Below are 12,947 nucleotides of genomic sequence, written 5' to 3'. Positions count from 1 at the left end.
TGCACGCGCAACAATATTCGTTCCCTCCTTCCGCATCGACCGGGCCCGCCCCGGACCGACGCCGCGGCTATCGGAAACATATCCAATATCAATTAGCCATTCGTCTGACGATATCTTCTAATTCAGTCGGCTTCCCCACCACCGATCGGATTCAAGGAGTTCCATCGTCATGCCCTCATCCTCCCATCGCGTGCTGAGGCACGCAGTCGCCGCGATCTGCGTTGCACTCTCCGCCTCTCCCCATGCCGCCGAACTCACCCGGGACACCGGCGCGCCTGTCGGCGACAACCAGAATTCGCAGACGGCAGGCCCTGCCGGCCCCGTGCTCCTGCAGGACTCCGCGCTCATCGAGAAACTGCAGCGCTTCGATCGCGAGCGCATTCCCGAACGTGTCGTGCATGCGCGCGGCACCGGCGCATTCGGCGAGTTCGTGCCGAGCGCCGACATCTCGGACCTGACAAAAGCGAAGGTCTTCATGCCGGGCACCCGCACGCCGGTGTTCGTGCGGTTCTCCACCGTGATGGGCTACCGCGGCTCGCCTGAACAGGCGCGCGATCCGCGCGGCTTCGCGGTGAAGTTCTATACGCAACAGGGCAACTGGGACATGGTCGGCATCAACTGGCCCGTGTTCTTCATTCGCGACGGCATCAAGTTCCCCGACTTCGTGCACGCGAACAAGCCGAGCGCCGTGACCGGCGTGCAGGACCCGAACCTCGCATTCGACTTCTTCGCGAACACGCCCGAAGCGACGAACATGCTGACGATGCTGTACACGAATGCCGGCATGCCCGATTCGTATCGCCACATGGACGGCTTTGCCGTGCATGCATTCAAGTTCGTCAATGCGCACGGCGACGTGCACTACGTGAAGTTCCACTGGAAAAGCCAGCAAGGCGTGCACGGCCTGCGTCCGCAGGACATCGCCGCGTCGATTGGGCGCGACTGGAACATGATGACGAACGACCTGTACGGTGCGCTGAAGCAAGGCGACTACCCGAAGTGGGATCTGTACGTGCAGGTGCTCACGCCGAAGGACCTGAACCGTTTCGACTTCGATGCGCTGGACGACACGAAGGTCTGGACCGGTGTCCCTGAACGCAAGATCGGCACGATGACGTTGAATCGCGTGCCCGACAACTACTTCCAGTCGACCGAGGAATCGGCGTTCGCGCCATCGCGGCTCGTGCCGGGCATCGAACCGTCCGAAGACCGGATGCTGCAGGATCGCCTGTTCGCGTATGCCGACACGCAGTTGTACCGGCTCGGCTCGAACTACATGGACCTGCCGATCAACCGGCCCGTCGTGCCGGTGGTCAACAACAACCAGGACGGCAAGATGAACGCCGGCGACCGCAAGGGCGAGGTGAACTACGAGCCGTCGACACTGCACGAGCTTGCGCAGGATCCGCAGTACAAGTCCGTCCGCACGACGCTCGCCGGAACGACGCAACAGGAAGCGATCCGCAAGAAGCTGCTGTTCCGTCAGGCGGGCGAGTACTACCGCGGTCTGTCGCAGCAGGACAGGGATGACCTGATCACCGCGCTGTCCGGCGATCTCGGCAAGGTGACAAATGCGCACAACCAGTACGCGATGCTGTCGTACTTCTACAAGGCCGACGCCGACTACGGCACGCGTCTCGCGCAAGCCGTCCACGCGAACGTTCAGCAGGTGCAGTCGCTCGCCGCGAAGCTGAGCGAGAACTGATCCCGCGACTCCGGTCGCCGTCGACGTGCGGGGTTGCGCCGCGCACGTCGACCTTATCTCTTCATCAGGACATCCTCATGCGATCAGAACGCCTGACACGCACGATCCGTGCGACCGCAACGGCCCTGGCGCTGGCCGCGATCGCCGGCTGCGCCAATCTTCCCGATCAACCGGCGTATTCCAAAGCCGATCCCGCCGCCCTGCGCCGCTATGACGGCGACTGGTTCGACGCTGCCCGCGTCGGACGCGTCGACATCCTGCGTGCATTGCACAATGCCGGCTACCCCGTCGACGCCACCGACAGCCACAGTTATACGGCCGTGATACTTGCGTCCTACGACGGCCAGCCCGCCGCACTCGACTACCTGCTGTCGGCCGGCGCAAACGCGTGTGCCGTCGATCGCCACGGCAACACGGCGCTGATGGGCGCCCTCTTCAAGAACGAACCCGACATCGCGCGGCGCCTGATCGACACGCGTTGCCCGATCGACCAGACGAACGGCGCAGGCGAAACCGCGCTGGGGTTCGCGACGCTGTTCAATCGCTTCGACCTGATCCCGCTGCTCGTCGCGCATGGCGCGAATCCTAACCATGTCGATCGGCGCGGCCAGTCGCTGCTGCGGCTCGCGCTGACGCACGACAACACGGAAGCCGCGGATGCGCTGCGGCGCGCCGGTGCCGGACAGTAGCGCGGCCCCGATCGAACCGTCCGAACAATGCCTGCGCACCGTGCTGTCGTGCCGCCGGTTTCATCGCACGGGGACAGGAAAATGCTGAATCGTTTCGCCTATGTATGGCGAGAGCGCGACTGACGCGGAGAATTCATAGCGAACGCGATAATCCGCACCAAAACAGCAGGACCACTACGAAATCACGGTGGAGCGCGAGACAGGGAAGCAATCTCGCGTACCGTCCGTGAACACCTGCGGCTTCAGAAAAACTCGTCGAGCAGCCGATGGAAGGCGATCCGCCCCGGATCGGGTGCTCGACCCCGTACCGCGCGATGCCGCAAAAGAATGGCTGGGACGTGCTCGCCGAGCGTCGGCAGCGCAGCCGTACGCCCGTCGTCGTCGTCACCGCGTTCGACCGCGACCTCGACGGGCTGCAGGCATCGCGCTCCGGCGCGGACGACTGCGTGCATGGCCGATGCGAGTGCGATGGAACGCACGGTCGACAGCCACATCAGCAGGCTGCGCAAGAAGCTCGAACCGGCCGGCGCGCCGGGCATGCCCGAAGTGATGCGCGGTGTCGGCTAGCGGCTGCGTGGCGCGCAGTGACCGTGCCGGCGAAGATGTCGAGCACTTCCTCGATAACGCTCGACCCATTACAGAACGAATCGGAAATGATTGTCGAATCGCCTCTGGCATTACCTGCGAAGGCGATCTCGAAAATTACAAAATACTGCCGATCTTTTCAAAATCATTGCGCGTTATTCGATTTAATTTTGTTTCATATAATCAAAAAAAGTTTGACACTCCGCTTTCGTTCTTGATACCGTCCGATTCAAGCAATCGGACGAATTGTTCACCACGCAATCGATTCCGCTCTACGTTTTTTCGCTTCCGCCGCACCGAAGTGCCCGCCGCCGGCCGTGTCGTTCGCGCACCGGCGCATGCAATATCCCGATGCATCTCATTGGACGACTGCCATCCGGCAGCGGGCCGAAGGATCGAATGAAATGAGCAGGACACCGAAGCTGTTGCTCTAGCAATCCTGCCCGCGTCATGTCCGCGCGGCTGCCCCGCATCGCGGTGCAGCCCTTCCGCTACCGCGTTTTCCGTATTTCGCCCCCGGAAAGAAACCACCTTTCCGGATCGGGCGAAAGGCCCTGCCGCGTCCGCGCCAACCGTGCGAGCGCGACAGAAAGCGGCGGTGCACGACCCGCACCGCCGTCGACCGTTGTTGTTCGTGCCGTTCGATGTTCAACCGGAGGGGTAATTCAAATGAATCAGGTTGCAGACAAGAAACAAAAGCACATTCGCATCGTCAAGCTCGCATGCGCCGCCGCGGCCGCTTCGTTCGGCATGGCGACCGCCCACGCCGCGCCGGCAGCCGGCTGGACGGAAACGCGCACCAAAGGGTTCCTGCCGCTCGTGCAGCAGAGCGAAGCCGGCGTGGCCGGCGCGCCTGCCGCGAGCACGGCCGCCGCAGCAGCCGCGGCCATCGACATGGCGCCCGGCGAATCGGTGGACATCGTGCTCGGGCTGAACCTGCGCAACGAGGCGCAACTCGACAAGTACCTGCGCGACCTGCATACGCCCGGCTCGCCGCACTACCGGCAGTTCCTCACGCCCGCGCAGTTCGCCGCGCAATATGCGCCGACCGACCAGCAGGTCGCGTCCGTCGTCGCGCACCTGCGCAAGGAAGGTTTCGTGAACATCGTGGTCGCGCCGAACCGGCTGCTGGTGTCCGCGTCCGGCACCGCGGCGACCATCAAGTCCGCGTTCCGCACGACGCTCAAGCGCTTCACGCGCAACGGGCGCAGCGTCTACGCGAATACCGACGCAGCGCAAGTGCCGAACGCGATCGGCAGCATCGTGGGCGCCGTGCTCGGCCTGCAGAACGTCGAGCTGATGCATACCGGCGCGGGCAGCAAGCCGCAAGGCAACACCAGCAACCTGACGATCCCGGCCGGCGCGTCGGCGGTGCCGCACAACCCGACCGAATTCTCGTCGCTCTACGGCGGCGACGGCACGCCAACGGCCTCGCAAACCACGGTCGGCATCATCTCCGAAGGCGACCTATCACAGACGGTGAGCGACCTCAATACGTTCGCCGCGAACAACGGCCTCGGCACGATCAGCAGCAGCATCGTGCAGACGGGCCCGGCCGGCAGTTCGTATACCGATACGTCCGGCACCGTCGAGTGGAACCTCGACAGCCAGTCGATCGTCGGCGCCGCCGGCGGCAGCGTGAAGCAGGTCGTGTTCTACGCGGCGCCGTCGATGACGCTCACGGCGATCACGGCCGCGTACAACAAGGTGGTGACGGACAACGTCGCGAAGGTGATCAACGTGTCGCTCGGCGTGTGCGAATCGTCCGCATACAGCACCGGCTCGCAGGCGACCGACGACACCATCTTTAAGCAGGCGGTTGCGCAGGGGCAAACCTTCTCCGTGTCAGCCGGTGACCATGGCGCGTACGAATGCGCGAGCGGCTCGCCGTCGCGCTCGACCTACACGGTGAGCGAACCGGCGACGTCGCCGTACGTGATCGCCGTGGGCGGCACGACGCTGTTCACCAATACGTCGACCAACGCGTACAACAGCGAGATCGTCTGGAACGATCCGAGCTGGCAGCCGGGCACCGTGTGGTCGACGGGCGGCGGATACAGCAAGTACGAGGCCGCGCCGTCGTGGCAATCGTCGAGCCTCACCGGGTCGACCAAGCGCGCGCTGCCGGACGTCGGTTTCGACGCCGACCTGCGCACCGGCGCGATTCTGGTGGTGAACGGCCAGACGTCCGACACGCTGTGGGGCTCGGGCTACCTGAACAACGAAGGCGGCACGAGCCTCGCCGCGCCGATCTTCACGGGCATCTGGGCGCGGCTGCAGTCGGCGAACAACAATGCGCTCGGGTTCCCCGCGTCGAGCATCTACAAGTACTTCCCGACCAACGCGGCGCTGCTGCACGACGTCACGTCCGGCAACAACGGCAGCGGCACCTACGGCTACAAGGCGAAGGCCGGCTGGGACGCGACGACGGGCTTCGGCAGCGTGAACATCTCGAAGCTGAACGCGTTCATCCAGAGCACGTCGGATTTCGCGCGCTGATGGATCGATGACCGACGCGGTTCCGGGTGCGCCGTATCGCGCGCCCGGAACCGCATGCAACTGCGTAAAAAACCCGCGAAGCCTCGCGGGTTTTCTGCGAAACATCCCGATCTTGCCGCGATACTCAATCGGCCCAGTTCCGGACGTAGTCCGGCACGGGCGCGCTGCCGCTCCCGTCGGCATGAACCGGCGTACCACGCATCGTCTTCAGGGGCAAAATTCCCGCCCACACGGCGAGCGCGAGATCTTCCTCCTTGTCGGACGGCAACGAATCGCTGACCTTCACGGCCGCTTCCGCAAGGGAAATCCGCAGCACGCTGGTTGCGTTGAGTTCCTTCGAATTGCCCGGTCGCGCTTCATGCTTGCGGCCCGCGGCGATCTTGTCCATGAAGGCATCCAGCGCCGCGAGTTTTTCCGCACTACCCTCCACCGTGTCGAACTGCCCGTAGATCACCGCCGATCGATAATTCATCGAATGACTGAAGGCCGACTTGGCCAGCACGAGCCCATCCAGCAGCGTAATCGCCACGGACGCCTGCGCGCCCGCAGACAACGCCTTGATCATCCGGCTCCCGTTGGATCCATGAATATAGAGGTCATCGCCCCTTCTCCAGTGCGCGGTCGGGATGCAGTGCGTGTCGTGTCCGTCGCCGAATGCAATGTGACAGACGTACGCATCGTCCACGATGCGGTGGAGCATCGTTCGATCGTGATTCGCCAGTTCGGGCAGGCGGCGAATGGTGGTACGGGATGCGGGAGAGATGAGGGTATGGTCTTTCATGTCTGGTTTTCCTGTTCGTGCGCCATCTGGCGCGCATCGAGCGGTCCGCGTTTCGGCAACACGCGGAATTCGATCGAAAACATCTATGCACTGCGAAATGAATCGAATCGGAATCGTGCGGCATCCACGCCCGAACGACGGGTCGATCGACTTATCGACAGTCGCGCGCCGAATCGATCAAAATACGCGGTTGCAACGATCGTCCGACGTACCGGCAATCCGCTGCGAATCGCCCGGCACGGGACTGCGCCGCGAGAACGCGAACAATACGATGTGCGTTGATTCTTAAAAAGAACCAGCCCAAGGAAAAATTCTGGAACCAGCCTATGGATCTCGCGCTGCTCATCTCGTCGCTTTCCAGACAGGACGGCACGACAAGACACAGCCAGCAGGAAGCCCTGTACCGGAGCCTGCGCAACATGCTGCTGGACGGGCAGATTCCGCCCCGCACGCGGCTCGTGTCGACGCGCGTGCTCGCGGCGGAGCTGGGCATCGCGCGCAACTCCGCGGTCTATGCGTACGAGCGTCTTGCCGAGGACGGCTTCGTGGCGGCCACGCGCAACGGCACGATCACGCTGTGGGACGGATGCGGCCGTTTGAGCGCCGGGAATGACGACAGCCCGGCCCTGGTTCACCTGGCCGAGCGTGTGCACGGCCTGGAGAACGCCCGTCCCGAGCCCGAGCGCATGCTGCCGTTCGTCCCCGGCCTTCCTTCGCTCGACGAATTCCCGGTCGCCCAGTGGCGCCGTTGCATCGAGCGCGCATGGAAAGCCGTCAAGCCCGCCCAGCTCGCGTACGGCCCGGTCGAAGGGCTGCCCGAATTACGGCGCGCCGTAGCCGCCTACATCCGGGTTTCGCGAGGCGTGCGCTGCGAAGCTGGCCAGGTATTCATCACCGACGGCACGCAGGGCAGCCTCGAGCTGTGCGCGCGCATGCTCGCGAATCCCGGCGAATTCGGCTGGCTCGAAAACCCCTGCTATAACGGCGCCAGGACGGCATTCCGCTCGACCGGCCTGAATATCGTGCCGATCGAGGTCGACCACGAAGGCATGGCGCCGACCGACGAACAGTGGCGCGCCCAACCGCCCCGGCTGATCTATACGACGCCGTCGCACCAATACCCGCTCGGCGCGCTGATGAGCCCACGGCGACGCGCGGCGCTCGTCGAGCATGCGCGTGCATGCGGTGCGTGGATCATCGAGGACGACTACGACAGCGAGTTCCGCCATGGCGGCCAGCCGCTCCCCGCGATCCAGGGCCTCGATGCCGACGCGCCGGTCTGCTATCTCGGCACGTTCAGCAAGACGATGTTTCCCGCGCTCCGGCTCGGCTTCATGGTGGTGCCGCCGGTGCTGGTCGACCGCTTCACCAGGACGCTGCGCGAACTCGTCCATCGCGGCCATTCGGCCGATCAACTGGCGATGGCCGAATTCATCGACACCGGCCTCTTTGCGCGGCACCTGCGCCGCATGCGGGCGCTGTACGCCGCGCGGCGCAGCAGCCTCGAAGCGGCACTCGCCCGCCACCTCGGCACCGCGTTGAGCGTTCGTGAAAGCCCGGGCGGCATGCATCTGTCAGCGGATCTCGCGCTGCCGCTGCACGACACCGAAGTCGCGCACGCGGCGGCCGCGCATGGCCTGTTGCTTCAGCCGCTGAGCAGCTACGGCGTCGGCGACGGCCGCCGGTACAACGGCTTCGTGCTTGGATATTCCGGGCTGACCGACGCGACGATCGAGACAGCGACGCTGCAGCTCGCGGACGTCATCGAAAAACTCAGCTGCTCGCTGTGCTGAGCGCAGCACGACGCATCGTCGCTCACAGTTGCGACTCGATCGGAAACAGCCCGAGAAACCAGACTTCCATCCGACGCGCGGCCGACACTTCCGGTTCGTGATCGAGCTCGACGACCTTCCCGTCCGAATCGGTCTGAACCCACTTGAGCTGCCCTTTCCCCGCCGGATCGGTCCTCGGCTCGACGCGCCACGCGATCCGGTCGAGTCGCGATTCCAGGTCGTTTGCAACCTGCGACGCAATCGCCGGGCTCTCGCAGTAAACGCCGATCTCCGTATTGAGGTTCAGCGAGCGCGGATCGAGATTCATCGACCCGATGAAAATGCTCTTGTGGTCGAACACGTAGGTCTTCGCATGCAGCGACGCTCGCGACGACCCGATGATGACCTGCTTCGAAATGCTCTTGTCGCCCGACGGCCGCCGCTCGTAAAGCCGCACGCCGGCCGCCACGAGATCGCTTCGGTAGCGCCGGTAGCCGGCATGCACGGCCGCCACGTCGGTCGACGCGAGCGAATTGGTCAGCACCGTCACGCGCACGCCGCGCGCCGAGAGCGCGCGCAGCCGATCGACGACGGCCTTGCCCGGCACGAAATACGGCGACACGATCAGCAGGTCATGTTCGGGCTGCAATGCGAGCGCGCGCAACTGCGGCATCAGATGCCCGTCGCTGTCCTTCGGCGAATGCGCGATCTTCGACGGATCGTCGTACAGCACCGTCGCGCGCCCCCACGACAGTTCCGTGCCCTGCCCATGAACGATCCGGTCGAGCCGTTGCCTCGCTTCGAGCACGTACGGATTGTCCTCCATCGCCCTCAGGTAGTCGCGCAACCGTTCGCGCTCGCGGTCCAGCCCGCCCGGCGCCGCGTCGTGCCCGACCAGCGCGTCGATCGGATACGCATACGGGGAATTCCAGAACGTATCGAATTCCGTCGAGATGTCCTTCACGACCGGACCATGGACGACGACATCGAGATCGCCGAACTCCAGCATCGACGATGCGCCGAAGTATTCGTCGCCGATATTGCGGCCGCCGACGATCGCCGCCTGGTTGTCCGCGATCATCGCCTTGTTGTGCATGCGCCGGTTGACGCGCGAGAACTCGAACACCGTGCCGATCTTCTTGAACGTACGCGTGGCAACCGGGTTGAACAGCCGGATCTCGATGTTCGGGTGCGAGCTGATCTCGAGCAGCTTGCGGTCGTCCGCGTTCGTGCCGAGATCGTCGAGCAGCGCGCGAACGCGTACGCCACGATCGGCCGCTCGAATGATCGCGTCGGCCAGTTCGTGCCCGGTCAGGTCGTCGTGCCAGATGTAGTACTGGAGGTCCAGCGACCGGTCCGCGCGGTCCGCAAGCAGCACGCGCGCATCCAGCGCATCGACCGGATCCGTCAGCAGATGAAACGCGTCCTGCCCCGGATGCATGCCGGCCTGCTGGCGGAACGCAACGCCCAGCCGCGTGTTTTCCGTATCGGCGAACGCATGCGTCGGCGCGCGGTCGGCCTGCGGCGGCAGGCTGGCGCACGCGACGAGCGCCAGCAACGAAAGAATCGCACCCCACGAACGCAGCATGATCATGATTACCGTCGCCACTCCCGAGCGAAGCATGTTTATTCCGGCCGCCGGATGGATCGCGGGGCTCGACGGCTGCCCGGGCGCCCGACAGGCATCGCGCGCGGACCGTGCCGCGCCACAGCATACTTCGATTGCCATCGGGACGGCACACTCCCATGTTTTCCCGGTGGTGGTGTTCTGAAGATGCGCGACATGCCGCCGACGCAGTGTTCGCGATAACGCCACGCCCGCAGGCAGCGCGCTGCTCAAGTTGCCGAAGCCGGCACGTACGACGCCCCGGACGGCGCGTAATCGGATGAAGACCAAGCGTCCGGCACCGAACAGACATGCGGCGCGAATAGCCGCATTGGTGAGAAGCGAGCCGGCCCTGTCAGTCAGACCAACACTGCCGCCACACGTCTACTCCCCGCCGAATCCTCCAGGAGATCCCTCATGAAAACATCCGCGTCCTTAATGCTCGCGTTCCTTCTAAGTGCCACGTTAGTCGGAATCGCCCCGGTCGCAGCCGACGACAACCTTCCTCCGATACGGCACACCGATCAGGTTACCTATATGTCGGGCGGCATCGGACTCGATCAATCGGTCGCCATCAAGGGTGCCATGCGCGACTACGCACTCGTGCTCACCTTCGTCCGCCGGGCCCGAAGCGAGAACGAATACTTGTCCGACGTACTTGTGACTATCACGGACATGAAAGGCAATACGGTCCTGGAAACGCCGTCGGACGGCCCGTTCATGCTGGCCAATCTGAAGAATGGACGTTATGCGATCAACGCGAGCTACAACGGCCAATCGGAGCGATACATCGTGGAAGTTTCGGCATCCCGGCACGCGCGTCATACGTTCATTTGGTTCATGTAGCCATGAGCCCCCGCCCCTCTGCGCACAGGCGGCTTTCGGCGCAACGACCTCTCGATCCGGCAGGACGCCGTCAGTCCGCCCGGTACGGCGTCCGGCTGCAGTACCGGTAAAGCGACAATCCCCACTGCGATTGCGGCATCAGCAGCCAATGCGCGTTGTCGAAGCCTGCATCGTCGGCTTCACATCACGTCACGCCCCCCGGGGATGTTCCAGTCGATTCGTTATCCTGATCCGCGTCGATCCGACAGACCCATGTCCGATCCGGCGCACACTTTGTACGCTTTCGTACCGCGTCGGCAGTCCGTTGCCAGTATCGTGAAAGCATGCCGGAATCCGTCACGACGAAACATCAGACTGTGGCACCACGAGCATGAACGGGATCGGTACGAATCGCTCGGCATCCACGGGCGAGCGACTGGACGCCACCGCACGGCACGCGGTTCAGCCGGATCATCGACATGCCGCGCATCGATCTGACGAGAACATCATGCTACGAAGCATCAAGGAATTGCACGGAAGCGCGGTCCGCGCGAAGGACGGCGACATCGGACATATCATTCAAGCCTACTTCGACGACGACAACTGGTGCATCCGTTACCTCGTCGTCGAGACGGGCGACTGGCTGCACGAGAGGCGGGTGCTCATCTCGCCCTACTCCGTCAAGCACACCGACTCCCGATCCAGCACGCTGCATATCGACCTGACGCGCCATCAAGTAGGAGACAGCCCGAATCTGGACACACGCAAGCCACTATCCCGTCAACACGAGGTCGAATACCTGCGGTACTACCATTACCCGCCCTACTGGGGTGGCCCGAACCTGTGGGGCATGAACGCATACCCTGCGTTCCATTCTGCCGCCCTGTCGCAAGATTTCGAGGCTGGAAGTCCGCTGCCCACTCGCGCAACGCCGGCCGACGCGGGGGCCGACGCGCCCGCAGACACACCGACGGATACGCATCTGCGCGGCACCGGCCGGGTCAAGGGTTATCGGCTCGAAACCACGGCCGGACGCATCGGCCGCGTGTCCGACTTCATCTACGACGATGAAGCCTGGGTGATCCGCTACCTCGCAATCAGTACGCGGAACTGGTGGTTGACCAACAAGGAAGTCCTGATCGCGACGCACTGGCTCGACCGGGTGGACTGGGCCACGGAAACGGCATCAACCGCGCTCAACCGCGAATCGATTCGCCATAGCCCCGAATACGACGATTCGCAGCCCGTCTATCGAAGCGACGAGATTGTGCTGCATCAGTTCTACGGCAAGCACGGCTACTGGTTGAATGCCGAATCGTCCACGGCCCGCGGTACGCTTTGATGCCGCGGCCTCTGGCTGCGTGAAACCCTGCGACGCTCAAGCTTGTCCGTCCTGAACGCTTTATCGGTTCGTACCAGAGAAGATCCATGTCTGCTTTCATGCCCGTGATCTCGGCCACGCAATTCATCGAACTGGTCAATCAGCGTCTGCCCTCGCATCACGTATTCAAGGCCGGAATGCACGTGTTTCTCGTGAGGCCGGCATCCGCCGACGCCGATGCGACCGAGTTCGACTATTCACCGAGGACGCGCCGGGCGAGCGGCGTGGTCATCTATGTCGTCGATCATGTGAAATCCCAATTCCTGGTCGAGCCGGACCTGAGGCTGGCAGGGCCCGGATAGCGCCGTTCGATGCGGCCGCCGGTCGAAGCCGACCCAGATTCCATCTCGTCCGTCGACCTGCCTCCGAGCGCTTCCATCAACTTCACCGCGTCGACCATCCTCTCCGCCTGCCCGCTCAATACCGACAGCGGAACCGCCGGCGCCGCTTGCGTCAGTACGGCCACAATCTGAAGCCGGAACAGACAGTGCAGTTGAAGGAGTCGCTGGCCGCCAATCAGTCGCTGTTATACGTCTACGTGCTATGCGACGAGTTCAAACGGCTCTGGTTCCACCGAAAGCCGGCCTGGGCGGGCAAGGCTTGGGGGCAATGGTTCGAACAGGCTCAGCAAAGCGGGATCGCCGCCTTGCAAAAGTTCGCCGAGCGCTTGCAGGGCTACTGGCACGGAATCGTGACCCGCTGCCGCCATCCGCTCAATACCAGCGTTGTCGAAGGCATCAACAACACCATCAAAGTCATTAAGCGTAGGGCCTACGGGTACCGCGACGAGGAGTACTTCTTCCTAAAGATCCGCGCCGCCGTCCCCGGAATTTCGCGTTGAACCAACAAAAAAACCCGCGAAGCCTTGCGGCTATCGCGGGTTTGCGGCATTCCATGGAACACCGTGGAAGCGAATCTGGTGGGCCCGGCGGGGTTCGAACCCGCGACCAATCGATTATGAGTCGACTGCTCTAACCGCTGAGCTACAAGCCCTGATGAGATTTGACGCGTGCTACACGCAGCCCCGGCAAGGAAGCCGGGCCGGCATTGTAACAACAAAGGAGACAAACGCTACCGGCATCACGCAGATGCCGGCGGCGTTCG

General features: G+C 63.6%; 10 protein-coding genes, 1 tRNA gene and 2 pseudogenes. 10 read left to right on the top strand and 3 right to left on the bottom strand.

Going from position 1 to position 12,947, the window contains the following annotated elements; all coding sequences use genetic code 11:
• Nucleotides 1-169 precede the first annotated feature (169 nt).
• From ACPUER_RS19610 to ACPUER_RS19595, 4 genes and pseudogenes are all read left to right on the top strand, one after another.
• Nucleotides 170-1,705, top strand: a complete 1,536-nt coding sequence (locus ACPUER_RS19610) for a catalase (protein WP_425131904.1) — start codon at nt 170-172, stop codon at nt 1,703-1,705.
• A 77-nt stretch (nt 1,706-1,782) separates the two neighbouring features.
• Nucleotides 1,783-2,394: an ankyrin repeat domain-containing protein gene (locus tag ACPUER_RS19605; RefSeq protein ID WP_425131903.1), complete on the top strand. Its 612-nt coding sequence runs from the start codon at nt 1,783-1,785 to the stop codon at nt 2,392-2,394.
• A gap of 314 nt (nt 2,395-2,708) precedes the next feature.
• A pseudogene (locus tag ACPUER_RS19600) lies at nt 2,709-2,961 on the top strand (hypothetical protein); the annotation flags it as partial.
• Nucleotides 2,962-3,648: 687 nt separating this feature from the next.
• The gene (locus ACPUER_RS19595; protein ID WP_425131902.1) at nt 3,649-5,478 is read left to right on the top strand and encodes a S53 family peptidase; all 1,830 of its coding nucleotides are present in this window, start codon (nt 3,649-3,651) and stop codon (nt 5,476-5,478) included.
• A 124-nt stretch (nt 5,479-5,602) separates the two neighbouring features.
• Here the strand turns inward: ACPUER_RS19595 and ACPUER_RS19590 are convergent, their stop codons facing one another.
• Nucleotides 5,603-6,259 (bottom strand): pyridoxamine 5'-phosphate oxidase family protein, encoded by a 657-nt coding sequence (locus tag ACPUER_RS19590; protein WP_175958682.1) that lies wholly within the window; start codon nt 6,257-6,259, stop codon nt 5,603-5,605.
• A gap of 326 nt (nt 6,260-6,585) precedes the next feature.
• Here ACPUER_RS19590 and ACPUER_RS19585 point away from each other — a divergent pair, with 326 nt between their 5' ends.
• The gene (locus ACPUER_RS19585) at nt 6,586-8,052 is read left to right on the top strand and encodes a PLP-dependent aminotransferase family protein (protein WP_425131901.1); all 1,467 of its coding nucleotides are present in this window, start codon (nt 6,586-6,588) and stop codon (nt 8,050-8,052) included.
• A gap of 22 nt (nt 8,053-8,074) precedes the next feature.
• Here the strand turns inward: ACPUER_RS19585 and ACPUER_RS19580 are convergent, their stop codons facing one another.
• Nucleotides 8,075-9,625: a phospholipase D family protein gene (locus ACPUER_RS19580; RefSeq protein WP_425131900.1), complete on the bottom strand. Its 1,551-nt coding sequence runs from the start codon at nt 9,623-9,625 to the stop codon at nt 8,075-8,077.
• On the opposite strand from ACPUER_RS19580, the gene ACPUER_RS19575 reads away from it, so the two are divergent.
• The 5 genes and pseudogenes from ACPUER_RS19575 to ACPUER_RS19555 form a co-directional block, all read left to right on the top strand.
• Nucleotides 9,618-9,803 (top strand): hypothetical protein, encoded by a 186-nt coding sequence (locus ACPUER_RS19575; RefSeq protein ID WP_175958679.1) that lies wholly within the window; start codon nt 9,618-9,620, stop codon nt 9,801-9,803. The two genes, ACPUER_RS19580 and ACPUER_RS19575, sit on opposite strands and share 8 nt — an antisense overlap.
• A 251-nt stretch (nt 9,804-10,054) precedes the next feature.
• Nucleotides 10,055-10,483: a carboxypeptidase-like regulatory domain-containing protein gene (locus tag ACPUER_RS19570; RefSeq protein ID WP_425131899.1), complete on the top strand. Its 429-nt coding sequence runs from the start codon at nt 10,055-10,057 to the stop codon at nt 10,481-10,483.
• Between the two features lie 487 nt (nt 10,484-10,970).
• Nucleotides 10,971-11,804: a PRC-barrel domain-containing protein gene (locus ACPUER_RS19565; protein ID WP_425131915.1), complete on the top strand. Its 834-nt coding sequence runs from the start codon at nt 10,971-10,973 to the stop codon at nt 11,802-11,804.
• Nucleotides 11,805-11,890: 86 nt separating this feature from the next.
• Nucleotides 11,891-12,145, top strand: a complete 255-nt coding sequence (locus ACPUER_RS19560) for a hypothetical protein (protein ID WP_175958678.1) — start codon at nt 11,891-11,893, stop codon at nt 12,143-12,145.
• Between the two features lie 38 nt (nt 12,146-12,183).
• A pseudogene (locus ACPUER_RS19555) lies at nt 12,184-12,684 on the top strand (ISL3 family transposase); the annotation flags it as partial.
• A 76-nt stretch (nt 12,685-12,760) separates the two neighbouring features.
• On the opposite strand, the gene ACPUER_RS19550 reads toward ACPUER_RS19555, so the two are convergent.
• A tRNA-Ile gene (locus ACPUER_RS19550) sits at nt 12,761-12,836 on the bottom strand.
• Nucleotides 12,837-12,947: the final 111 nt, after the last annotated feature.

The organism is Burkholderia sp. DN3021, from assembly GCF_049805555.1.
In the GTDB taxonomy this organism is placed as follows: Bacteria; Pseudomonadota; Gammaproteobacteria; order Burkholderiales; family Burkholderiaceae; genus Burkholderia; species Burkholderia pyrrocinia_C.
Note: the sequence above shows the minus strand (reverse complement) of the source record. Positions and strands in the feature narration are given on the sequence as shown.